The sequence below is a fragment of the Hymenobacter siberiensis genome, assembly GCF_018967865.2.
GTDB lineage: Bacteria > Bacteroidota > Bacteroidia > Cytophagales > Hymenobacteraceae > Hymenobacter > Hymenobacter siberiensis.
In genome coordinates this window covers 3044899-3066970 of the sequence record NZ_JAHLZY020000001.1, presented here as the reverse complement: position 1 = coordinate 3066970, position 22072 = coordinate 3044899, and the positions used below count along the sequence as shown (strand labels likewise).

The window sequence follows — 22072 nt, the reverse complement described above, 5'->3', positions numbered from 1 at the left end:
GGCATTGGACGGGCCGGAAAAACCAGGAAAATGAGGGGATATGACATGGCCAGGCCACACCGGCGAGCAAACGAAAAGGCCCGCCCCGGACACAGCGTAGCTATGCCGGCGCGAGCCTTAGCGCGTCGGAAGAATCAGACAGTTAGCGGCTGGATAAAAATGCGGGTGTCAAGGATTTTGGGTTTTAGGTGCCCGGGCGGCACCAGCGTAACCGCTGCGGTGCGGACCCACTGGCCGGCCTGGGGCCGGAAGTGAAACGCCATAGCGGCCGGCAACAGGGCCAAGGCGGGCATCATCAGCTGCTTCTGAGCAGGCGTCATCAGCGACGAAAGCAGCGAAGCCGACTTGTCCTTACAGCAGTCGTGGCTGGTGGTCGACTTCGACGAATGCCCCTTGTGCCGGCCGTGGAGTTCCGCCTGGGCCCCGTGCCCATGGCAGCCCGGATGCGCGGGCTTTTCGTGGTGCGCCAGCTCCGCCGGGTGCGGAGCCACCACTCCCGGGTTTACCGTAGCGCACCAGCACTGCCCCACAAACACGTTGACGAAGACGAGCAGGAAGCTCGTCGCCAGCAAACGGCGGAAGGAAAACAGGTTAAGGAACATAAAAAGGGACCAGTCAATCGTAAAAATAGGTTTATCTGTTGGAAAGAGTCACCTTGGTTTTCCAATCACAGTGCAGTTAAAGGGGTTCACCCTCTGCTCCGAGCGGCTACAAACCACAGGGAAAGGCGGGGTTTATGCCTATTTGAGGTCATTATACTGGTATAATCAGTCATTGTCAAACATAATTCGTTGGCAGGATTATGTAAGTGCGAAGCCGGATTTTATCAAGCTCGTATGGACGGGCGACGGTGGATATACCGGGAGGCAATTAACCTCAACCGGCAATGCCATCCGTCAAATTATGCAATTCTGCGGCGGTATTCAGTACCAACTTCCCTGCGGGAACGCCGTTCCTTTGTAAGGGGACTGTGGGCTTTCTCCGCCGATTAGCTATGCCCGGCAACTGCCTAATAACCTGCATTTCTATGGAACCAACTACCAAAACTGAAACCCTCGACATCGAAGGCATGACCTGCGCCTCCTGCGCATCGGCCGTGGAAAAATCGCTGAGCCGGGCCCCCGGCGTGCAGAGCGCGATGGTCAATTTCGCCACCGAGAAAGCCACCGTACACTACCTGCCCGGCCAGGCCAGCCCCGCCACCCTCAAGGAAGCCGTCGTGAATGCCGGCTACGGGGTGCTGGAGCGCGCCCCCGATACCAGCGCCGCCGAGCGCAGCGCCGAAATCGACCGCCAGAAAGCCCTGGCTTACCAGAAGCTCAAGCGCCGCTTTTGGGTGGCCGTGGGTCTGGTCGTCGTCATCATGCCGCTGAGCATGCTGATGCTCTGGCCCGCGATGATGGCGCGAATCAACGTGCAGTGGCTCAACTACGTGCTGCTGCTGCTCACGCTGCCCGTGCTGGCCTACAGCGGGCGCGAGTTCTACGTCTCGGCCTGGAATGGCTTCAAGCACCGGTCGGCCAATATGGATACGCTCATTGCCGTGGGCACCGGCGCGGCCTTTCTCTATAGCCTGGCGGCCACCGTGGTGCCCGGCTTTTTCACCAGCCGGGGCCTCATGCCCGAGGTGTACTACGACACCACGGCCACCATCATTGCCCTGATTCTGCTGGGCAAGGTGATGGAGCTGCGCGCCAAAACGCAGACCTCGGCCGCCATGCGCAGCCTCATCGGCCTGCAAGCCAAAACCGCCCGCGTGGTGCGGCCCGGCGGCGCGGAAGTAGATGTGCCCATCGAGCAGGTGCAGCTCGGCGACATCGTGGTGGTGCGCCCCGGCGAAAAAGTAGCCACCGACGGCCGCATCACCGAAGGCCAATCCTCGCTCGATGAAGCCATGCTAACCGGCGAAAGCCTGCCCGTGGAAAAGAAAACCGGCGACCCGGTGTTCGGGGCCACGCTCAATAAAACTGGCTCCTTTCGCTTTGAAGTAACCAAAGTCGGGGCCGATACCATGCTTTCGCAAATTGTGAAGCTGGTGGAAGACGCTCAGGGCAGCCGCGCCCCCATTCAGCGGCTGGCCGACAAGGTCAGCTCCATTTTCGTGCCCACGGTGGTCATTATTTCCATTCTCACGTTCGTGATTTGGTTTGACCTGGCCCCGGTGGACACGCGTCTTCCGCTGGCATTGGTCAACTTCGTGGCCGTGCTCATCATTGCCTGCCCCTGCGCGCTGGGCCTGGCCACGCCCACGGCCATCATGGTGAGCACCGGCAAGGGCGCTGAGTACGGCGTACTGATTCGCAACGCCGAAGCCCTGGAAAAAGCCTACCAGGTGAATACCGTGCTGCTCGACAAAACCGGCACCATAACCAAGGGTGAACCCGCCGTGACCGACTTCCTGGCCCCCGGTCAGGACGGCCCGCGCCTGCTGCAGCTGGTGGCCGCCGTGGAGCGCCAGAGCGAGCACCCGCTGGCCGAAGCCGTGGTGCGCTACGCCGATGTCCAGGGTAGCAGTAGCCTGACCAACAATGGATTCCGGGCCGTGGAGGGTAAAGGCGCCACCGCCACCGTCGACGGCCAGGTCGTGTTCATCGGTAACCGCCGCCTGCTGGCTGACGAGGGCATCACCCTTTCGCCCGAGCTCACCGCCCAGGCCGAGCAGCTGCTGGGCCAGGCTAAAACCGTGCTCTACGTGGCCGTGGCCGGGCAGGCCGTAGCCCTGCTGGGCGTGGCCGATACCGTGCGCGATACCTCCATCGCCGCCATCAAAGAGCTGCAGGCCCTGGGCATTGAGGTGGTGATGATGACGGGCGATAACCCCCAGACCGCCGCCCAGGTGGCCGGCCAGGTGGGCATCACCCGCTACTTCGCCGAAGTGCTGCCGGCCGACAAAGCCGGCAAGGTGAAGGAACTGCAGGCCGAGGGCCGCATCGTGGCCATGGTGGGCGACGGCATTAACGACGCGCCCGCGCTGGCCCAGGCCGACATCGGCCTGGCCATCGGCTCGGGTACCGACGTGGCAATGGAAGCGGCCGGCATCACGCTCATGCGCTCCGACCTGCACGGCGTGGTCACGGCCATCGAGCTGAGCCGCCAGACCATCCGCACCATCAAGCAGAACCTGTTTTTCGCCTTCGTGTACAACACGCTGGGCATTCCCGTGGCGGCCGGACTGCTGTATCCCTTCTTCGGCATCCTGCTCTCGCCCATGCTGGCGGCGGCGGCCATGGCGCTCAGCTCGGTTTCGGTGCTCACCAATTCGCTGAGGCTGCGCTCCTTTAAAGGCTAAGCTATTAGCTGCTGGCTGTTAGCTGACAGCTGACAGCATTTCCCCAAATAGTCACAACAAAAGCTAGCAGCTAGCAGCTGATAGCTAACAGCTTAAAACCATGGACACAACCGCCATAATCGTCACCATCGTCGGCCTGGGCTTAGCGGCCTTCGTGCTGTGGTACTTCTTCTTCTCGGCCCGCCAGACGGCCAGCGCCGTTTCCTCATCCAGCGGCGTGCAGGAAGTGGACATCACGGTGAAAGGCGGTTATTCGCCCGACATCATCGAGGTGGAACGCGGTAAACCCGTGCAGCTGAGCTTCTACCGCGACGAGGAAAACAGTTGCTCGGAAGAGCTGCTGATGCCCGATTTCAGCATTCGCCGCGACCTGCCGGCCTTCAAAACAACGCTGGTGGAGCTGCTGCCCGAAAAGGCCGGCACCTTCCCGTTCACCTGCGGCATGGGCATGCTGCGCGGCAGTTTGGTGGTGAAATAATGCCGCACCCCTTAAAAGCCGACGTTGGCATTGCTCATGTGCTGCCGCCGCCCGGCTCGCACCGGCTATTGATTAAGAACATGGTTTGCCCCCAGTGCATCCGGGTGGTGGGCGAAGACCTGGCAGCCCTGGGCCTGCAGGTGCACCGCGTGGCCCTGGGCGAGGCCGACGTATCGACGCCCGACGGCGCGGCTCCCAACTGGTCCGCCATCCGGACCAGCTTGCATAAGGCCGGATTTGAGCTGCTGGAAGACCCGCGCGACCAACTCGTGGACCGCATCAAAACCCTGCTGGTGGCCCTGATTCACTACCCGCCGCCCGGCCCCCGCCTGCTCAACTATTCGGATTACCTAGTGGAGCACCTGGAGAAGGATTACCACTACCTTTCTCACTTGTTCTCCGCTTCCGAAGGTCTCACGATTGAGAAATTCACCATCCGCCAGAAGGTGGAACGGGCCAAGGAGCTGATTGGCTACGGCGAGCTGTCCGTGGCCGAAGTGGCCCGGCAGCTGGGCTACAGCAGCCCGGCGCACCTCTCGCGGCAATTCCGGCAGGTGACGGGCCTCACGCCCACCGAATTCCAGAAGCTGGGTCCGGCCTCTGCCGCCCGCCGCAGCCTGGATTCGCTGATTTGAGCCGAAAATCTGGATGCCGTTCTTTGAGTAGGTAGTCAGTAATCAGACTTCATATATCTAAAAAATCAGTCAATTGATTCCTGTCTGACTACCGATTGCTGATAACTGACTACTGGGTAGTCCGGCCGGGCCGCATCGACACAAAAAAGCCTTCCCGCTACGTAGCGGAAAGACTTTTGAATTGCTGAAGGATTGGAACCGGGCTATTTGCCGCCCGCCCGCCGCATGCGGTAGGAGTCGACCTGCTGGCGCAGCACGGCCAGCAGGGAGCCATAGCGCTGCCGGGCTTCCCGGGTGTCTTCCAGCTGCTGAAGGCGGGAATTGATTAGCTCCGAGAAATCTTCGACGGAATAGGTACGTTTCGGCGCGTTAATCACGGGCGGAGCAACAAGTTGAATCGGGCAGTATAGCGAGGTCGCTACGGCATATACGTAGCGCTTCAAAATTAAGACTTAAAACCGAAACAAGGGCCGGGCCGGATTCCAGATGCCCCACGGAATCATGAGCAGCACGAGCAGCAGCGCCACGCCGTAGTAGAGCAGGGACTTACGGTGCTTCTGGGTGCTGTCGGCGGTTTTCTTCACAACGATGCGGCCTACCTGGGCCACAATGGCGGCCAGAATCATTATGGCAACGTGCTCCATGCCGAAAAAGCGGGCGGTGGGGTCTTTCATGGCGCCGGCCTGCTTCATGGCGTTCAGGCCCCAGGGGCTGAGGCCGAAGTACAGTCCAAAGCCGATGAGTACCTGCAACCATATAAAGCCCGAGAAAGCGGCACTCATGCCGTTGTCGGCGCTGAGGTAGGGGCGGCGGCCGGAGTAGCCCACGTAGGCACGGTACACGGCAATGGCACCGAAGATGAGCACGAACCAGCGGGACCAGGAGTGCAGAACGAGAAGGGTTTGGTACATGATGAGGTGAAAAAGAGTAGCAAAATTACCCCGGTGGCCGGGTTGGTAAAGGTACGTGGGAGGTGCTTACGGGCGTGGTGGCCGGCTCGCCCGCTCTTCGGCCGCCCGCTCGCGCATGGCCATAAACAGCGCGATAAATACCGAGACAAACGGCAACAGCAGCCCCAGTCCAAACCACCGCCAGAACGAGCGGCCGTAGTTATAGGCAATGTAGCCGGTGATGGGCGCGAAGACGAGCAGCGAAACCCCAAAAATGAGCAGTAGGCGCAGTAAAAACACGATAAACAGGCAAGAGGCAAGCTGAAAGAGAAGCCAAAGCTACGGCGGCGGCGGTAGCAGCTTTGGTTGTAGCACACGCCGTAGCGTGTGCCACGTTGCACGATGCCGCGCGAATACGCACACGCCGAAGCATGTGCTACCAGTGCTTTACCGCACCTTGCCGCGCTTCACCAGGTAAGCATAGAGTACTTTTTCGAACGGCTCGCGCACGTCCACGGGTACGAAATCGATGCGGAGCTGGCCGCAGCGCAGGGCCAGCTCCTGCTCATAGGCCGTCATGGCCGCTTGGTATTGCTCTTTCACCTGCGAAGGCTGGAGCTTGATTTCGAGGCCGGTTTCCACGTCTTCAAAAATATAAGGCCGCTCGGAAAATTCGAAATCCGCTTCGGTAGCCCGGTCGAGAATGTGGAACAGCAGCACCTCGTGGTGCTGGTGCTTGAGGTGCTGCAGGGCGGCCAGGGCCGTTTCCTGCTCTTCTGCGCCGCGCCCCAGCATGTCGCTGAACAGGATGACGAGCGAGCGTTTCGGAATCTGCCGGGCAATGGCGTGAATGGTGCCGGCCACGTCGGTGCCCCGGCCGGTTTTGGGCCCGGGCGGGCGCTCCAGCAGCTGTTGCAGCGCCAGCAGCAGCGTGTGTCGGTGGGTGCTGGTGGAGCGCACCGGCGTTTGCAGCTCAATGGCGTCGGCGAAGGTGACGAGGCCCACGGCATCGCGCTGGCGGGTGAGCAGCGTGGTGAGCGCGGCGGCCGCCAGAATGCTGAATTTCAGCTTGTCGAAGCCCGGCGCGGGGTAGTACATGCTGGGGCTCACATCGAGCAGAATATGCGCCCGCAGGTTGGTTTCTTCCTCGTAGCGCTTCACGAAAAGCTTGTCGGTGCGGGCAAAAACCTTCCAGTCGATGTGGCGCGTGCTCTCGCCGGGGTTATACAGGCGGTGCTCCGAAAACTCCACCGAAAACCCGTGGTAGGGCGACTGGTGCAGGCCGGTAATGAACCCATCCACGAGCTGGCGGGCCAGAAACTCAAGGTTCTCGAAGGAGCGGATGGCGGCGAGGTCGAGGGGCATGGGGTGAATTTTGTTGTTGTAAAGAACGTCATGCTGAGCGCAGCCGAAGCATCTCGCGTGCAGCAGTTATTAAATCGTGTTGATTAGTGGTGGCACGCGAGATGTTTCGGCTGCGCTCAGCATGACGTTCTTCTTCTTCGCCCCCACCGCGAGCACCGTTCCTGCCTTCAACACCAACGCTACCCCCGCCGTTTATCTTTGCTACAACTTTCGTAAGTTAGGCCTTTCAACCAACCGACCGTTTCTATTTCCCACCCATACCCCCAACCCAACGCCGTGGACGACCGTCACGACCAGGAAGAAATTTATTCTCAACGCATTAAAGCCGGCAAGCGCACGTATTTCTTCGACGTGAAAGCCACCCGCGGCCAGGATTACTACCTGACCATCACCGAGAGCAAGCGCCGCCAGAACGGCGACGACTCCGTTTCGTACGAAAAGCACAAAATTTTCCTCTACAAGGAAGATTTCCTAAAGTTCGTGGATGCCCTGCAGGACGCCGTGGACTATGTGCGCGAAGAACTGCTGAGCCCCGAGGAAGTGGCCGAGCTCGACCGCCCCCGCGAGTACGACGACCGCGACCAGCCCCGCCGCGAGGTGGAGCGCCCCGCCTTCGACCCCAACCGCAGCGACGACAGCTTCTAGGGCTTTGCCCGTCATGCAGCGCGCAGCGAAGCATCTTTACCTCAATAGTAAACCAATCGACAGGAGTTAGTATCGAGGTAAAGATGCTCCGCTGCGCGCTGCATGACAGATGCCCCCAAAACGGCGTAATCAGACTTTCGTCTGGCTGCGCCGTTTTGCGTTACCGCAAGCCGTACCTTTGCAGCCGAATTGCCCCCAATTCATAATTGATAATTCATAATTTATAATTCCAAAAAATGGGCCTCCGCTGCGGTATCGTCGGCTTGCCGAACGTCGGTAAATCCACCCTTTTCAACGCGCTTTCGAACGCCAAGGCCGAATCGGCCAACTACCCGTTCTGCACCATCGAGCCCAACGTGGGCGTTATCACCGTGCCCGATGAGCGCCTCCAGATTCTGGAAGCCCTCGTGAACCCCAAGCGCGTGCTGCCCACCATCATCGAGTTTGTCGACATTGCCGGCCTCGTGAAGGGTGCCAGCAAGGGCGAAGGCCTGGGCAATAAATTCCTGGCCAACATTCGCGAGGTAGACGCCATTATCCACGTGGTGCGCTGCTTCGACGACCCCAACATCGTGCACGTAGCCGGCGGCGTCGACCCGGTTTTTGATAAGGATGTTATCGACACCGAGCTGCAGCTCAAGGACCTGGAAAGCGTCGACAAGAAGCTGGTGAAATCGGAGCGCAGCGCCAAAGCCGGCGATGCTGTGGCCAAGAAGGAAGTTGCAGTGCTTCAGCGTTTCAAGGATGCCCTGGAGGCCGGCCAGAACGCCCGCGCCCTCAGCGTCACCCCCGATGAGCTGGAAGCAGTGGCCGACCTGCAGCTGCTCACCATCAAGCCCGTGATTTACGTGGCCAACGTGGACGAGGCCAGCATTGCCAGCAACGGCAACCACCACGTAACCGCCCTGCGCGAGCACGTGAAGGCCGAAGGTGCCCAGGTAGTGCTGGTATCGGCCGCCATCGAGGAGCAGATTGCCGACATGGAGGACCCCGAGGAAAAAGAAATGTTCCTGGGCGAGTATGGCCTCACCGAGTCGGGCCTGAACAAGCTCATCCGCGCCAGCTACGAGCTGCTGAACCTGATTACCTACTTCACTGCCGGCGTGCAGGAAGTGCGCGCCTGGACTATCCATCGCGGCGACAAAGCGCCCGCCGCCGCCGGCGTCATTCACTCCGATTTCGAGAAAGGCTTCATCCGCGCCGAGGTTATCAAGCTGCCCGATTATCAGGAGTATAAGACGGAAGTAAAAATCAAGGAAGCCGGAAAAATGGCTGTGGAAGGCAAGGAGTATGTGGTGCAGGATGGTGACATCATGCACTTCCGCTTCAACGTCTAAGACCACGAATTAGCTCGGATTTTAGCGGATTTCACGGATTTTGTGGACGTTGAAAATCAGCAAAAAAGGCTTGCCAGTAGGCAAGCCTTTTTATTTTTTCTGATGACCATGCTGGCCGTCGGATGATGGATAATAATCGGCTACAAAATCCGTGAAATCCGCTAAAATCCGAGCTAATTCGTGGTCTATTTGCCTACTCTACCCTACTATTTTTCAGGTACAAAAACGGGGCAGCCCGACCTTTGGGGTTACGACACCACCAAAAACCCGTTCTGCCCCGTGAAGCAACACTTCGCCGCTAAAATTACGACGCTTTTGCAGCAGGCCCCGTTTGTGGGCCACTTGTCCCGCCAAAAGTTTGTGGGCCAGTTTATTCTTGGCCTGATAAAGAGCCGCAACGTGCAATTCGGCGAGGTGGCCCAGCACCTCAATGACGCGGCCAAGCCCGCCTCGAACGAAACGCGCATTCAGGACTTTTTCCGCGAAGTAGACCTCAATTACGTACTGGTGGCCAGGATTTTACTGAGTTTGTTGCCTGCGCAGGGCAAGCTGCGCTTATGCCTCGACCGCACGGAGTGGGACTTCGGCCAGTGCCAAGTGAACATCCTGCTCGTCACCGTCGGCACGGGCGAGGTCCACGTGCCCCTTTATTGGCACCTGCTCGACAACCGCAGCGGCAACTCCAACGCCGCCGACCGCATCGCGGTGCTCGAAAAGTGCCTGGCCTTGCTGGGCAAAGACCGCATCGGCCTGGTCGTGGGCGACCGGGAATTTGTCGGCCATGCGTGGTTCAAGTGGCTCAAAGACAATGGGCTTAATTTTGTCATGCGCCTGCCCAAGCACCACTGCCTGACCCACGCCGACGGCCGGCGGCAGGCCGTGGCCGACCTGGGCCTGGTGCCGGGGCAGGTGCGCCGCTTCGCCCACGTGCAGGTCGACGGAGTCTGGGGGCAGGTCTGGGTCAAGGCCGTGGCGGCGGACGCGTTTGTCTTCCTGTTTGCCACGGCCGGCCTGAACCACCTCGAGCAACTCTATGCCAAGCGCTGGACGATTGAGCAATGCTTTCAAAATCTGAAAGGGCGGGGCTTTAACCTGGAAGCCACCCACTTGCGCTGTTTCCAAAAGCTGCGCAAGCTCGTGGCCCTGGTCAGCCTGGCCTACGCGTTTTGTCTGGGCGTGGGCGCGGCCGCCCACGGCGGCCGCCAGCCCATTGCCCGCAAAAACCACGGCTACCGGGCCGCCAGCCTGAGCCGCCACGGCCTCAATCTGCTCCGCCAACTCGCCCGCCCGCTGACCCTGCCCGAGGACCCATTGGCCCGCTTGGTTGAAACGCTACTGAACTGGATTACGAGGCAACTTGCTAAAAATCAATTACTAAAAATAGTAGGGTAGAGTACTATTTGCCCACTACCTTATACAGCATGCCCTTGGGCAGCTTATCGGTGGTTTTCATGCCATTTACAATGGCCAGCTCCTGGTAGCGGCTCGACGGAACACCGGCCGAGGCCAGGGCTGCCGCCAGCGTTTGGGTGCCGGTGGCGGTGCGGATGTGGATGTGCTCGGGCTGGCGGTTTAGCTTGCTGGCCTCGGTGAGGCGGGCGTAGCCTTGGGCGGCCTGCTGAAACTGCGGCGCATAGGCGCTGAACGAGGAGGGTTCGGCCAGGCCCACAAATGCGTAGATGCTCTTGCCGTCTTGAATGAGCTGGGCCAGCACGTGGGCCGAGGTACTGTTTTGGTCGGAAGCCTGTTGGTCGCCTTCAAACACGAGGGCCGGGAAGCCGTTGATGGTCGTTTTCTGGGCCTGCGCATTGCTTACGCCAATGGCCTTGGCCAGGCTCTGGCCGGCTTCGTCGAGCGAAGAGCCGCCGGCTCCCAGGAATACGAGCAGGGCTTTGCCATTGGGCTCCTGCATCTGGAATTTATCGGGGGAGTTCTGCGACTTCCAGCCCGAGGGGATGGGGAAGCGGAATTTCAAATCGGGGTGGTAAAACACGCTGTTTTCCACGAAGCCCTGGCGCGGGTCTTCGCCAAAAGTCAGGCCCTCGATGGAGCGCAGGTAAGCGTCGCGGTTCACTGCGAAGGTGCTGCGGCCGGCGCTCTGCTTGGCCTGGGCGGCCAGCTGCTTCACGCGGGTGTAGCGGTCGGCCGAGTTGGGGTGGGTGCTGAGGAAGGTGGGAATGCTGCTGCCGCTCTGAGCCTCGGTGCGCTCCAGGGTCTGGAAAAAATCGGCCATGTGGCTGGCATCGTAGCCGATTTTGGTGGAGTACTTCACGCCCAACCCGTCGGCCTCGTTCTCGTCGTCGCGGCTATATTTCAGCATGCCCAGGCCCACCACCTGCTGCGCCACGCCGCCCAGCGACTGCATCACGCGCGGGGCTACTATCGAGCCCAGCAGCATACCGATGCCGGCAATGGTGCTGCGCGTCTGCTGCTTTTTGCCGTGCTGGGCGGTAATGTGGCCGAGTTCGTGCCCGAGCACGCCGGAGAACTGGGCTTCGTCATTGAAATACGCCATGATGCCGCGCGTGAAGTACACGTGGCCATCGGGTGTGGCGAAGGCGTTGATGACGGGCGAATCGACCACGGTGAAGCCGTAGTCGCCGGGGCGGTCCGAAATGGCCGCCATGGCCTTGCCCCGCGCCGTGATGAGCTGTTGCAGCTTGGCATTGTTATACAAGCCAAACTGGGCGATAACGGCCGGGTCGGGTTTGGCCCCTTGCAGCGGGCGGGCGGCCGGAATAGCGCGGGCCGAAGCCGTGGCCGGGCGGCGGGCCGCCCAGTCAGTCATGCTGGAAGAGCTGGCCAGCGGCAGCAGTAATGAAAGCAGCGCGCCAGTGCGCAGGGCAGGAAGAAACGAAAAATTCATGGGAATAAATAAAGCGGAATTTACCGGTGAAGAACAGCGGATGGGCCTGCAACGGCGGCGGGGCAAATGCGGTTACGCCGCGCTAGGGTTGGACCCGGTGGGGTGGGCGGTTAGCTTTGCGATGGGGCCGGCCGGGGCAGGCTCCACCGGGGTTATGCCATTTCCCTGCCAGTTTGTGGCCAAACCAGTCATATTCACTCAAAACACACCCGATAACCGGGAACATTGCGGCTGATTTTACCTGGTTGTATTTCAAATTTTAGGATGATTATTCCCCGTTCGTGGCCCGTGTGGCTGCCCGCAGCTTTTTTGTTCCTGGCGTGTAGCCGCCAGCCCACGGCCAGCAGCGCCAGCCGTTTCGCTCCCGCGCCACCGGTGGTGGATGGGCGGGCCACGGAGTGGACCGACTCCCTGCACTACGACCCCACCAGCAAGCTGCAATACCAGGTGCTGAACGATGGCCGCGCGGTGTACCTGCGCATCAAAGCCGCCGACCCGGCCACCCAGGCTAAAATTGTGCGGCTGGGCCTCACGGTCTGGCTCGATACCACGGGCCGCAACCAGCACCAGTTTGGGGTGCGGTTTCCGATAGGCGGGCCTCTGGCTGGGCGTGGCGAGCCCGAAGGCGGCGACCAGCAGTCCGAGCTCGGCTCGCCTGCCGAACGCCGGGCGGCCCGGCATGAGCGCATGACGCGGGTAATCGGCAATATGCGTGAGATGGAGCTCCTCAACTACAAAGGCAGCAAGGAGCCCACCCTCACCGATGCCCAGTCGCAGCTCGGCGTGAAAGCCGCCCTTGGCGTGGATGCGCAGGAAGACCTGATTTATGAGCTGGCCGTGCCGATGCGCCTGCTTTACCGCAAACTGCCCGCGCTGGCCGGCGGCCGGCCCGCCGTGGTAGGCATCACCATCGCTGGCAACAAGTGGAACCCGCCCGTGGGCAGCCCCGGCGGCAGCGTGATGAACAGCGGCCAGGGCGGCATGGGCATGCGCGGCGGTATGCCTGGCGGTGGCATGCGGGGTGGCGGCATGCGTGGCAGCTACGGCATTGAAAGCATCTCCTTGAAAACCAGCGTGCAGCTCAGTAGCGGTAAGTAGCTTGCCGGGCCGGCGGGCTACTGCCGGCTGTTCATATCCACGGCTTTGTAGCCGATAAGCAGGTCGGCGCGGGTGCCGGGCGGGCGGTAGTACACCAGCAGGTCGTACTGGTTTTCGGTTTCGTAGTGCGTGCCTTCGAAGTACACTTCGTTGGGGGCCTTGCCGGCGGCCCCGGCCACGGCAAAATCGTAGTTGTAGTAGCCTTGCTTAAGCAGGGCGTGGCCGGTGTAGAGCTGCTGCGCTTCGTCGTATTTCAGCTTGAACTCGTCCTTCAGCTGCCAGTCGGTGAGGGCACCAAACACGTAGACCGGGCCGGGCGCGGGCTGCGGGGCTTTTAGCTGAAACTGCACGTCGGCGTAGTCGGCGTTGGTGGCGCCGTTACCGTATTCGCGGCTCTCGAACACGCGCTGGCCGTTGGAATCCACGTACTGGTTGTAGGCCGTCTGGCTGCGCGATACTTCGGGCTGCAGCTGCACCGTGGTCGCGGGCATGGCGCGCGGGTCTACGTGCAGCACGCCAATGCCCACCGTCTGGATGGAGCGGGTATCGAAATACCGGTACTCGCTGAGGCCGGGAAAAGCATTCTCGAAGTTGAAATACTGGTAGTCGAGGCGGCGCTCGGCGTCGCGCACGAATGTGGGGCGCAGGTTGTACTTGGCGTTGTCCCAGCGGAAGTTCTGGCGCAGCACCACCTTCACTTCCACGGCGGGGTTCACCAAGTCCACGGTGCCGTAGCCAATACTGAAATCGAGCTGCTGCATGGTGAACCGCTCCTGCCCGCCGATGACGATGCCCGGGGCCAGGCCCACACTCACCTGGTTCTCATACACCAGCAGCCGGCGCGATACCACCGGTACGCTACCCGCGCTTTGTACCACCAGCAGGTAGTTGCCGCTCAGCTTCACCTGCGGGGCGCGCAGCCGGTAGTGGAAATACGGCACCTTGGTACCCGTGCCCACCCGGTAATCGGTGATGAGAAACTCGTTGATTTCGCTCAGAAACTGCATGTCCGTGAGCACCGACGGCTGCCAGTCCACATCGCAGTGAATGAGCTTGGCGGTGAAGCGCTGGCTTTGCGGGCCTAACACGTCAAACTCCAGCACGATGCTCGGGCTCTGGCCCAGCGGCACCACCGGCGGCTGCAATACCTCGTTGGGCCGGCCCGTATTCACGTAGCACTGCACGCTGCGCACGTCGGGCGCGTAGGTGTAGTCCTGGTAGCGCAGGGTTTTATCGGCGTAGTATTCGGGCGGGCGCTGGGTGCCGGGCGCGGTGCTGGTGATGGGGGTGCCCAGCGGCACGCAGGCGGCGGCCAGCAGCAGGAGAGAGGCAAGGGGAAGAAAGCGCATGGCACGAAAGTACGGTTGCCTGCCCGCCAATGCCGGGCGCAACGACTGCGCAGCGTTATTTTACGTTACCAATAGGGCGGCCCTGGTGCCCAGCCGGTATTGCCGGCCGCACGCAGCCGTCGTTCACATGTTCTTTTTCCCATTCCAATTCCCCCGCCCCATGCGCGTACACACCCAGGAAACCCAAGCCAGCCTCACGCCCAAAACGTCGCTGCAGATTTTAAAAGAAGGCAATAGCCGATTCGTCAACAACCTGAAAGCCAACCGTAACCTACTGGAGCAGGCCGGCTATACCGCCGACGGCCAATTCCCATTCGCCGTTATCCTGAGCTGCATCGACAGTCGGACGTCGGCCGAGCTGATTTTTGACCAGGGCCTGGGCGATGTGTTCAGCGTGCGCGTGGCCGGTAACATCATCAACGAAGACATTCTGGGCAGCATGGAATTTGCCTGCAAGGTGGCCGGCTCGAAAATAATTGTGGTGCTGGGCCACACCAAATGCGGTGCCGTGAAGGGTGCCTGCGACCACGTGGAAATGGGCAACCTGACGGCCCTGCTCAATAAAATTCAGCCGGCCGTATTCAACGAGAAAACCGAAACCGAAGACCGCACTTCCGGCAATCCGGCCTTCGTGGAAAAAGTATCCCTGATAAACGTGAAACGCACGGTACAGGCCATCCTGGAGCGCAGCCCGATACTGAAAGAGATGATTGAAGCGGGCCAGGTCGGCATTGTGGGCGGCATGCACGACATTGCCACGGGCCAGGTGGCTTTTCTGGAAGACGAAGCGGCTTAGCGGCGCTGGCGGGGAGGTAGCCGACACGCACATCATGCCGGACCTGCTTGGCCATATATGTCAGCTTTAAAACCACCGAAATATATTCCCATGTTGCTCAACGAGCCTTACCAGCTTCCTGGCTCGATAGCCGGGGTCTGTAACCGGCGAGTTGCGGCAAGCCAGCTCATCTAGCCGGTATCCCGCAACTCACTTGCGTACTAAGGACGGATTGCCGCAACTTGCAATAGCTGCGAGTTGCGGCAATCCAAATGTTAGTGGCAAGGCTGACAGACGCAACACACGGACAGACAAATTCAAAATAAAAGAAGAATGAAAATAGTTTTTACAATAATTGGACTGATAGTTTTAGCAATAGTAATTTTTGCTGTTTACCGATTTATTACTGTTAAACGACAAAATAACAAACTTAATGCAGAACGCTTTGACAGATTAAAAGAGCTCTACGACAAACTCGAAAGTGGACAAGAAATTACTGAAAATGACGTTCTGCCTTTTGCAAAAAACATATTGACCAGACAAACAGCATTTCAACTTTTAGCTGACCACGACAAGACAAATCTTTTTCCGAAGGAATTCAATAATTTAATTTCAGGTGCTGAAAGTAATCTTGCAAATTGGTTAGAGTTTCCGACTGAACTTGATGCTTGTCCTGACGAAATTGAACATATTAAACGTGTAACTTTTGACTTTGACGGACAAAACAACTTTGTTCACTATGAAGTTTTCAAATGTCGAGTGAACGAGCCACATTGGTCTGCAAAAGACGGATGGTTTTTAGGTATAGTTGGACCATATTTTGACAACAGCAAACCTTACGACTTTCCTCACGCAACATTTAGTAGAATAAGTAGCACGTTGGACAAAGTTACACCAGAAGAAGAAGCAAAATGGGTTCACGACAATATATCAAACAGACAATGAAAAGAAGCCCAGCCACTAACAGGCGTTTGGCAAAAAAGCGGGTTCAGTGCTTAAATGAAGCTTTGTGCTTCGTATCAAGTTCAGTGCTGGCAGACAGTTTAGTGCTTCGAAATCCGCTTCTTCGCCAAGCGCCAAAACGTTATAGGCAACCCTAACAGACTTCACGTTCGACAATATTGACAGACATAAAACGATATGAAATTTTAGAAGCATTGCCGACCTACGGACCAATGTATATTCCAGTCACTGAAAGTGGCGAACCCTTTTATTCAGAAGGTTTCGCTGTTCGTTTTTTCAAAACAGACGGTTCAGAATGGGTTGCTAATTTCCAACCAGGTTGGACAGACTTAAAAGGAATTTATGAATTAAAAGATACAACAAACCTATTGGTAATTGCTTATGGGACTTGTTATGTTATGAACCCAGACGATACGAAACCTGTTTCCGTTTTTGGTGTTGGATATGTTTCAGTTTTGAACACACAAGACGGGCGACTTATTTTACAAGACCAAACCGACTTGACAATTATTGAAACCGATGGCAGTCATTGGGACACAACTCGAATTTCTTGGGACGGACTAAAAGACTTAAAACTTGAAAACAATATTGTTTCCGGACTTTCATACGACCCAATGACTGAAGCAGATGAATTGGTTCACTTTTCGTATGACATTGACAACAAAATTTTGACTGGCGGAAGTTACAATAGATACGAAACAGTGAAAAAGCCTTGGTGGAAAATGTGGTGACAGACAAGGGTATGCACATAACATTGGTATTGCTGCAAGTGGGGCTGGACGTTGAAACTTCGGCTGTTTGCATCGCTGTACTTTAGTTCGGGCAGACGAATATCTATTTGGCTTTTTGTTGTTAACTTCAACTTTATATTTTCAATTGGGCAGCGGTTCCGGGCTGGACGTTCAATGAATTCCCCACCTGCAGCAATACCTGTTCGTCGTCGGGCAGCCTAAAAACGAGACAGGAAAAGAAACGGGAAAAAGAGATGATGAAAATGCTATGGAAATACTGAGTGACCAGATAATACGACCAACTAGCTTTGTAATAGACTCGTTGAATTCTGTTAGTGGTTTCAAAAAATAAAAAAATGAAATACTTAATAATTTTACTCGTACTCGGCTTATCCGCTAATTCAAATATGAAACATATTTATAATTTTTCAACTCAATCGAACATCAAGGAATGGCGTATTGTCAACGATGGTGTGATGGGTGGTATATCAAAGAGTTCATTTGTGCTTACCGATGCAGGACATGGACAATTTTCAGGTCACGTTTCATTGGCGAACAACGGAGGATTTGCCTCGACTCAACTGAACACAACAATCAAACTAGCAGAAGAAAAGACATTTGTTGTTTTGCGGGTAAAAGGCGATGGTAAGAATTATGAGTTTCGTTTGAAGGGCAGTATTTCGCAGTCTGAGTCTTATGTGCACCAATTTAGCACTTCAGGAGAATGGGAAAACATTAAGTTAGAAATCAGGGAATTTTACCCGCAGTATCGAGGGCGCAAAATGAACATCCCGAATTTTAATTTTGCAAGCATCGAACAATTGAGTTTTTTGATTGCCAACAAGCAAGACGAAGACTTCAAATTATTGATTGATTGGATAGGCTTGGAGTAAATTCAAAGTTACCAGCGACTATTTTGGACGAGCGTAAAACATACAGCAGACAAGAAGGCCGACCCGATAACACTGGTTTGGCAAAAGTGGCGGTTCAGTGCTCCGCAGACACATTTGTGGTTAATCAAAGTTTGGTTCTCCGCATCAACATTTGTGGTGAAAATCGCCACCTTCGCCAAGCCCGAAACCGTCGTCGTTGCCATTAAAAAAGCCTCTCCTGAAGCAATTGCTTCTGGAGAGGCTTTTATTTTTAAGCGGCTATGCGACTATACTTCCGCCAGCATTTCCCACCGGTCATTCAACTGGGCCAGCTCCTTTTTCACCTGCTCGAATTTCATTGTCGCGTCTTTCAGCTGCGATGAGTTTTCGTAGATTTTCGGGTCGGCGAGCTGCTTTTCGTAGCCGGCTAGTTCTTTTTCCAGCGTATCGATTTTGGCTTCTACTTCGGCCAGTTCTTTCAGCGCCTTTTTCTGGTCGGGCGAGGACGTTTTAGCGGGAGCAGACTCGGATTTTTTGTCCTCCTTATGCTGCGGCTTGGGGGCCGAGGGGCTGGGCAGGCCGGCTTTCTTGGCGGCCTTCTCGCGGTCTTCCTGCCAGGTTTCGTACTCGGCGTAGGTGCCGGGGTACTCTTTCAGCTGGAAATCCTCGATGTACCAGATTTTAGTAGCCACGTTCTCCACGAAGAACCGGTCGTGACTAATCACGATGAACGTGCCCTGGTACTGCTCCAGGGCCTGAATCAGGATGTTTACCGACACCATATCCAGGTGGTTGGTCGGTTCATCAAGCAGCAGGAAGTTGGCTTCTGAAATCAGGGTTTTGGCCAGGGCCACGCGGCTTTTCTCGCCACCGCTGAGGACTTTGATTTTCTTGAAAACCTCCTCGCCCGTGAATAGGAACGAGCCCAGTACCGAGCGCAACTCCATGTCGTTGCGCTTCGAGCCGGCCTCGCTCATCTCCTGCAAAATTTCGTTGTCGAGCGTCAGCGACTCCAGCTGGTGCTGGGCGTAGAACGACATAATCACGTTGTGGCCCAGCTGGTGCTTGCCGTTGGTGGGCGCTTCGGTGCCGGCCACGAGGCGCATAAGCGTCGATTTGCCCTTGCCGTTGGCGCCAATCAGCGCGATTTTGTCGCCCCGCTCGATGTGCACATTCGTGTCGCGGAAAATCAGCTTCTGGTCGTACTTCTTCGTCACGTGCTCCATGCGCAGAATGTGCCGGCCGGGCTCCACCTTGAAGGTGAACTTCATGTTGATTTTGGCGGCGTCCTGGGCCACGTCCTCAATGCGCTCCAGCTTGTCGAGGGCCTTCACGCGGCTCTGGGCCTGCTTGGCCTTGCTGGCCTTGGCCTTAAAGCGCTCAATGAACTTCTCAGCCTGCCGAATCTGGGCCTGCTGGTTATCAAAGGCGCCCTTCTGAATGAGGTTGCGCTCCACCTTTTCTTCGAGGTAGTAGCTGTAGTTGCCGGCGTAGGGCACCAGCTTGCCGCTAATCACCTCCACCGTGGTGTTGGTGGTGCGGTCGAGAAAGGCCCGGTCGTGGCTCACGATGATGACGGCGCCCTCGTAGTCGGCCAGGTAGTTCTCAATCCACTTAATGGAGGGCAGGTCCAAGTGGTTGGTGGGTTCGTCGAGCAGCAGCAGCGAGGGCTGCTGGAGCAGGATTTTGGCTAGCATCACGCGCATGCGCCAGCCGCCCGAAAAGGATTTGAGCGGCTTGGTCAGCTCCTCGGTCGTGAAGCCTAGGCCTTCGAGAATTTCCTCAGCGCGGGCCTGCATGGTGTAGCCGCCCAGCGCCTCAAACCGCTCCTGCATGGTGGCGAGCTTATCGATGAGGTCGTCGGAATAATCGGTTTCGAACAGCACCAGAATGTCGTCGATTTTCTGCTGCAGCTCCAGGGCTTCGGCAAAAGCCTGCATGGCTACGTGCAGAATGCTTTCGTGCGTGTCGTAGCTCAGCAGGTCCTGGTTCAGGAAGCCCAGGCTCACGTCCTTGGCCATCGAAATCGAGCCGCCATCGGCCTTGTACTCGCCCACCAACAGGCGCAGTAGCGTCGATTTGCCGGTGCCATTGAGGCCGATAAGGCCAATTTTGTCCTTGGGCTTAATGTGCAGGCTGGCGTTATCGTACAGCGCACGGGAGCCAAAGTGGAAGTCGAGGTCGGAAATGGAAATCATCTAGTCAGCGGTATTGAGGGGCAAAGGTACGGCGCAAGGTTGGGCTTGGCGTCAGGCCCCGGCCGGTGGCCGCTTTTCAAAACCAAAATACCCAGCCGTTGGTATTACCCATGTTCCTACACGGGTGCGGCCTGTTTTGTGCCTTTTATACATCCCCCATTCTCATGACCATGTTTTCCCTTCAAGTTTCGGCGGCCTCGTCCCGTCGCCTGGTGCCGGCTGCCGTGCTCGGCCTACTGCTGCTTGGTAGCTGTTCCAAAGACAAAGAGCCTGACGTAGTAACGCCCGCGGCCCCCGCCGTTGTTACCTTCACCCAGGCCGGTCTTTACCCCGAGGGCGTGCAGTACGACGCCGCTAACACCCGCTTCCTGGTCACGTCTCTCACCACCGGCCGCGTGGGCCAGGTGAAGGACGACGGCACCTACAGCACCGCTTTCCCCGACGACCCCAAGCTGGTGTCGGCCATTGGCCTGTACCTCGACGAGCCCCGCAACCGCGTACTGGCGGCCATTTCGGACCCCGGTGCCAATGCGGCCCGTAGCACCGCTACCACCCAGGGCAAGCTGGCCCGCCTGGCCATCTTCAACCGCAGCGCCCCCACGGCCGCCCCCACGATAGTAGAACTCGGTACTCTGCGCCCGGCCCTGGCGCACTTTGCCAACGACATCGCCGTCGATGCCCAGGGCAACGCCTACGTCACCGATAGCTTCTCCAACCTGATTTACAAAGTGGACCCGCAGAATAATGCCACCGTGTTTCTGGAAGACGCGGCCCGCTTGGGCACCCCGGCCGCCGGCGCGTTCGGCTTCAACGGCATCGTGGTGCACCCCGACGGGTACCTGCTGGTGGCCAAGTCCGACAACGGCGTGATCTATAAAGTGCCGCTCACTAACCCAGCCGGCTACGTGCCGGTGGCCACCACCCAAAACCTGATGGCCGCCGATGGCCTGCTGCTGCAAGACAACAACACCTTGCAGGTGGTGAGTAATGCCCAGGCCAAGGTGTTTCGCCTGGCCACCACCAACAACTTTGGGGCGGCCACGCTCTCGGGCACCTTTGCCACCAAGGCCGAATTCCCGACCACGCTCACCCAGCGCGCCGGCAACAGCTACGTGCTCTATGCCAACCTCGACGCGCTGTTTTCGGGCCGCATGCCGGCCGTCAGCCAGTACAGCATCAACCGGGTGACGTTCCAGTAGCCTCTCTACTGGTTTCGAGCCAAAAAGGGCTGCTTTCCAATTGGAAAGCAGCCCTTTTTCACGTGAACTAAAGAATGCGGCTCAATGGCAGCGCCCGGGTAATTATCCGATGGAGTGGTGCCTAAAAGGGTTCATTTGGGCAGCGGCGCTTCGTCCTTGCTCTCGCTCAGCTTCTGGGCGATTTTTTGGGGCACGCCCACGTTGTTGAACAGGCCGCTTACCACGCCCTGCCGCCAGAGGGCGAACACCGAAAAGCGTGGCTCGCGGGTGCTTTTCATCTCGCCGGTTACCAGCTTGCCACGCTTGCGCGGGTTCTGGTCCCGAATTACCACGACGTTGACGGCTTTGGAGATAACGCGCTTGATAAGGGTTTTCTTTACTTCTTCGTTCTTGTAGCCAAGCAGTTCCATCTGCAAGCCCGAATACTCGGTCCACATGGTGCCCGTGGTGCCCTGGCGGTCTGCCCGCATATCGAAACGAATACGCTGCGCCTTGCCGCTCTTGAATTCGACCAGCTTGGTGGGCACGGTCATGGAGTTGAGCATGGCAAATGGGCCGGGGCCGAACGCGCCCCAGATGCGGTGCCGGCCCTTGGGGTCGAGCAAATACATGGATACCTGGGCATCGAGCCGGCACTGGTTCTGGAGGTAGGTGCTGGCCTTGCCGGTGAGGGGCCGGGCGGCGGTCTGGTGCCGGCGGTCGTTGCTCAGGTTATAGAACGTGCCGTTGAAGCGGTTGATGTTCATGGTGCCGGTGAGGGGCGTGAGCGGGCTGCGGTAGGTCGAGTACAGGTTGCCATTCACGAGGTCGAGCCGGGGCACGTCGATGATTACGGGGAGGTTGAGCATCTCCTCGGGCGATATCTTAGAGCGGTTCGGGTTGATAGGCCCCCGGCCGTCGGAGGCGATGGTGACGACAGGGCTTTGCACGGTGACGCGCTTCAGGCGGAAATCGCCGTGCTCAACCAGGCCTTTGAAAGCGAGTCCGGCCAGGGTCAGGGCCTTCAATTTGATGGTAACGGCCGGGGCCTGGTAGCCCTTGTGCAGGTTCATGCCGATGGGCGAGAACTGGGGCTTCAAGAGCATGTCGCTGAATACCAGTTGCTGGGAATTGGTGTCGAGGTGCACATGCGCGCTGCTGGCCTGGTAAAAGGGCGGGTCGAAGGGTGCCGACAGCTGGCCGGTGTTCAGCAGCCATGCGCGGGCGTAGGCTATGCGGCCCGGGTCGGCATTGGCCGCCGAGTCGATGCGGATGGCAGTGGCCGTCACGTTCAGGTCGCGTACCTGGGGGGCATGCCGCCAGCGGCCGAAAAGCAGCTCGCCGTGGTTCACCCGCACCACGGCCAAATCGGAGCGGCGCAGGTATTTCGACAGCAATTTCCA

The 22072-nt window shown here is 58.1% G+C and carries 21 protein-coding genes; 12 read left to right on the top strand and 9 right to left on the bottom strand.

Translation table 11 applies throughout. The features are described from left to right. Positions 1-134: 134 nt before the first annotated feature. Positions 135-602, bottom strand: coding sequence for a hypothetical protein (locus tag KQ659_RS13625; protein WP_216688399.1), 468 nt, complete (start codon positions 600-602; stop codon positions 135-137). A 425-nt stretch (positions 603-1027) separates the two neighbouring features. Between KQ659_RS13625 and KQ659_RS13620 the strand changes: the two genes are divergently transcribed. The 3 genes from KQ659_RS13620 to KQ659_RS13610 all read left to right on the top strand — a co-directional run bounded on the left by KQ659_RS13620 (position 1028) and on the right by KQ659_RS13610 (position 4402). Continuing rightward, the gene (locus KQ659_RS13620) at positions 1028-3289 is read left to right on the top strand and encodes a heavy metal translocating P-type ATPase (protein WP_216688400.1); all 2262 of its coding nucleotides are present in this window, start codon (positions 1028-1030) and stop codon (positions 3287-3289) included. Positions 3290-3389: 100 nt separating this feature from the next. Then, positions 3390-3767: a cupredoxin domain-containing protein gene (locus KQ659_RS13615; protein ID WP_168673442.1), complete on the top strand. Its 378-nt coding sequence runs from the start codon at positions 3390-3392 to the stop codon at positions 3765-3767. Then, positions 3767-4402 carry a helix-turn-helix domain-containing protein gene (locus KQ659_RS13610; RefSeq protein ID WP_216688401.1) on the top strand — a complete coding sequence of 212 codons (636 nt, stop codon included), beginning with the start codon at positions 3767-3769 and terminating at the stop codon, positions 4400-4402. The genes KQ659_RS13615 and KQ659_RS13610 overlap by 1 nt, the downstream gene beginning before the upstream one ends. A 203-nt stretch (positions 4403-4605) precedes the next feature. On the opposite strand, the gene KQ659_RS13605 is transcribed toward KQ659_RS13610, so the two are convergent. From KQ659_RS13605 to KQ659_RS13590, 4 genes are all read right to left on the bottom strand, one after another. Further along, a complete protein-coding gene (locus tag KQ659_RS13605; RefSeq protein WP_216680559.1) occupies positions 4606-4779 on the bottom strand; it encodes a hypothetical protein in 174 nt (57 codons plus the stop codon). Positions 4780-4854: 75 nt separating this feature from the next. Further along, positions 4855-5313: a hypothetical protein gene (locus tag KQ659_RS13600; RefSeq protein WP_216680560.1), complete on the bottom strand. Its 459-nt coding sequence runs from the start codon at positions 5311-5313 to the stop codon at positions 4855-4857. A 66-nt stretch (positions 5314-5379) separates the two neighbouring features. After that, positions 5380-5592 (bottom strand): hypothetical protein, encoded by a 213-nt coding sequence (locus tag KQ659_RS13595; RefSeq protein WP_168673283.1) that lies wholly within the window; start codon positions 5590-5592, stop codon positions 5380-5382. Positions 5593-5739: 147 nt separating this feature from the next. Next, positions 5740-6657 carry a DUF58 domain-containing protein gene (locus tag KQ659_RS13590; RefSeq protein ID WP_216680561.1) on the bottom strand — a complete coding sequence of 306 codons (918 nt, stop codon included), beginning with the start codon at positions 6655-6657 and terminating at the stop codon, positions 5740-5742. 276 nt (positions 6658-6933) lie between these two features. Between KQ659_RS13590 and KQ659_RS13585 the strand changes: the two genes are divergently transcribed. The 3 genes from KQ659_RS13585 to KQ659_RS13575 all read left to right on the top strand — a co-directional run bounded on the left by KQ659_RS13585 (position 6934) and on the right by KQ659_RS13575 (position 10031). Then, positions 6934-7302, top strand: a complete 369-nt coding sequence (locus KQ659_RS13585; protein WP_216680562.1) for a DUF3276 family protein — start codon at positions 6934-6936, stop codon at positions 7300-7302. 236 nt (positions 7303-7538) lie between these two features. Beyond that, positions 7539-8639 (top strand): redox-regulated ATPase YchF, encoded by a 1101-nt coding sequence (gene ychF / locus KQ659_RS13580; protein WP_216680563.1) that lies wholly within the window; start codon positions 7539-7541, stop codon positions 8637-8639. A gap of 279 nt (positions 8640-8918) precedes the next feature. Beyond that, entirely contained in the window at positions 8919-10031 is a 1113-nt protein-coding gene (locus KQ659_RS13575) for an IS4 family transposase (RefSeq protein WP_216688119.1), read from the top strand. A 4-nt stretch (positions 10032-10035) separates the two neighbouring features. Here the strand turns inward: KQ659_RS13575 and KQ659_RS13570 are convergent, their stop codons facing one another. Further along, complete coding sequence (locus KQ659_RS13570) at positions 10036-11505, bottom strand: M48 family metalloprotease (RefSeq protein ID WP_216686378.1); 1470 nt, start codon at positions 11503-11505, stop codon at positions 10036-10038. 264 nt (positions 11506-11769) lie between these two features. Here KQ659_RS13570 and KQ659_RS13565 point away from each other — a divergent pair, with 264 nt between their 5' ends. Next, a complete protein-coding gene (locus KQ659_RS13565; protein ID WP_216680565.1) occupies positions 11770-12603 on the top strand; it encodes a hypothetical protein in 834 nt (277 codons plus the stop codon). Positions 12604-12620: 17 nt separating this feature from the next. On the opposite strand, the gene KQ659_RS13560 is transcribed toward KQ659_RS13565, so the two are convergent. Beyond that, a complete protein-coding gene (locus tag KQ659_RS13560) occupies positions 12621-13952 on the bottom strand; it encodes a type IX secretion system plug protein (protein WP_216686379.1) in 1332 nt (443 codons plus the stop codon). A 160-nt stretch (positions 13953-14112) separates the two neighbouring features. Between KQ659_RS13560 and KQ659_RS13555 the strand changes: the two genes are divergently transcribed. The 4 genes from KQ659_RS13555 to KQ659_RS13540 all read left to right on the top strand — a co-directional run bounded on the left by KQ659_RS13555 (position 14113) and on the right by KQ659_RS13540 (position 17314). Further along, entirely contained in the window at positions 14113-14748 is a 636-nt protein-coding gene (locus tag KQ659_RS13555) for a carbonic anhydrase family protein (protein WP_216680567.1), read from the top strand. A gap of 312 nt (positions 14749-15060) precedes the next feature. After that, positions 15061-15672: a FeoB-associated Cys-rich membrane protein gene (locus KQ659_RS13550; RefSeq protein WP_216680568.1), complete on the top strand. Its 612-nt coding sequence runs from the start codon at positions 15061-15063 to the stop codon at positions 15670-15672. Between the two features lie 176 nt (positions 15673-15848). Beyond that, positions 15849-16421, top strand: coding sequence for a hypothetical protein (locus KQ659_RS13545; RefSeq protein ID WP_216680569.1), 573 nt, complete (start codon positions 15849-15851; stop codon positions 16419-16421). A 407-nt stretch (positions 16422-16828) separates the two neighbouring features. After that, a complete protein-coding gene (locus tag KQ659_RS13540) occupies positions 16829-17314 on the top strand; it encodes a CIA30 family protein (RefSeq protein ID WP_216680570.1) in 486 nt (161 codons plus the stop codon). Positions 17315-17580: 266 nt separating this feature from the next. On the opposite strand, the gene KQ659_RS13535 is transcribed toward KQ659_RS13540, so the two are convergent. Further along, a complete protein-coding gene (locus tag KQ659_RS13535; RefSeq protein WP_216680571.1) occupies positions 17581-19491 on the bottom strand; it encodes an ABC-F family ATP-binding cassette domain-containing protein in 1911 nt (636 codons plus the stop codon). 170 nt (positions 19492-19661) lie between these two features. Here KQ659_RS13535 and KQ659_RS13530 point away from each other — a divergent pair, with 170 nt between their 5' ends. Further along, entirely contained in the window at positions 19662-20690 is a 1029-nt protein-coding gene (locus tag KQ659_RS13530) for an SMP-30/gluconolactonase/LRE family protein (RefSeq protein WP_216688402.1), read from the top strand. Positions 20691-20821: 131 nt separating this feature from the next. On the opposite strand, the gene KQ659_RS13525 is transcribed toward KQ659_RS13530, so the two are convergent. Beyond that, positions 20822-22066, bottom strand: a complete 1245-nt coding sequence (locus tag KQ659_RS13525) for a hypothetical protein (RefSeq protein ID WP_216688403.1) — start codon at positions 22064-22066, stop codon at positions 20822-20824. Positions 22067-22072 lie beyond the last annotated feature (6 nt).